Annotated in this window: 2 protein-coding genes; both read right to left on the bottom strand. The window is 57.7% G+C overall.

Features of this window, described 5'->3' with window-relative positions:
- Nucleotides 1-257: 257 nt before the first annotated feature.
- Nucleotides 258-611, bottom strand: coding sequence for a type II toxin-antitoxin system RelE/ParE family toxin (locus tag AC3WJD_RS21980; protein WP_492748981.1), 354 nt, complete (start codon nt 609-611; stop codon nt 258-260).
- On the bottom strand, nt 611-886 hold the full coding sequence (locus AC3WJD_RS21975) for a type II toxin-antitoxin system Phd/YefM family antitoxin (RefSeq protein ID WP_492748979.1): 276 nt from the start codon (nt 884-886) through the stop codon (nt 611-613). The genes AC3WJD_RS21980 and AC3WJD_RS21975 overlap by 1 nt, the downstream gene beginning before the upstream one ends.
- Between the last annotated feature and the right edge of the window lie 370 nt (nt 887-1,256).

The following is a 1,256-nucleotide window of genomic DNA, read 5'->3' as shown; positions in this document are numbered from 1 at the left end:
GCGGATAGAGACAGCGGTCTCTTTCAAGGAAACATCAAGCCCAATATACTGGTCCATGGTTGCTCTCCATTCGATGCTTGGGCCCGGTTCCAATCGTGAGCCCGTATCTCCATCTTATCGGGGAGCAACCACCCTGCCAGCCAGCACGTCCAGACTTTCACTGAGGGCGAATCGCGCCGCGATCACCCCATGTTTCAGGCAGCGTAAAAGGCGCGTCGAACGACCGGGACGTCGGCGGATCCAGGCACTGGCTGGATCTAAGCGGCAGGCGGCCGGTCGCGACCAAGTAGGCGGCGTTCGAGCAACGCCTGCATGTCACGGCGACCGTCGGCGATCACGAGGATGTAGACCTTGCTGCCGATGACACGATAGATCAATCGATAGGGCCTGAGCAAAATCTGCCGAAATTCCCGGATACCAAGCGCATCGAGTTCCTTGGGAACGCCGCCCCGGAATGGGAATTGCTCTAGTGTTTGGACTCGCTCGAGCAAGGCGTCGAGCATCTCCACGGCATCCTCGACTGAAGCGTTCTCGAGTAGATAGTCGTAGACTGCTTCGAGATCGTCTTCTGCGCCCTGGGTCAGTTCGACCTCGAACTGCTCTTTTCCCATCAGTGAGCGGACGCCTTGGATTTGAGCCGTTCGATGACGGCGCGGGCGGGCTTGGTCTTACCGGCTTCGATGTCCTGATTTCCGATTGCAGCAAGCTTCAAAAGGGCGAGAGTGTCCTGGGTCTGCTCAAATGAAGCGACGTCCTGGATCACGGCCTTGGCTTCACCGTTTTGAGTGATGACCATCGGTTCCCGCTTTTCGGCGAGGTCGAGCAGGACCTCTGCGGCGTTGGCCTTCAGATAGCTGATTGGTTTCACCTGAGTGGAGTATCGCATCGCATTCTCACCGGTCTAAATTCAGACCTTATATAGTCTCTTGCAGAATGTTGTGCAATGGCTGCCCTTCTCGAGAGACTTGCGCGCCCATGCCCGCACGAACCGCGCCTGTGGCATGGTCCGCGGAAAACAGGGCGATCTCGGCTCGAAGCGCGACGCACCAGCAACGTCCGAGAGCCATTTGAATCCCTCCCTCGAATGTCCGGAATAGCGGCGAGATGTGACCAATGGTTGCTCGAGTGAGCAGCCGGCCGCTCACGGCGACATTCCGGTCGCGCCGACGATCGATGAATGAACGTATGGCCCGCCCCGTTTGCAAGAGGGATTTTACGGTGTTCTGATCAGTCTGCGTCAACGTATACGGTCTCAT

The sequence above is a fragment of the Sphingobium sp. FW306-1B-F04DB genome (assembly GCF_058781925.1).
This window is presented reverse-complemented; position numbering and strand designations above follow the sequence as displayed.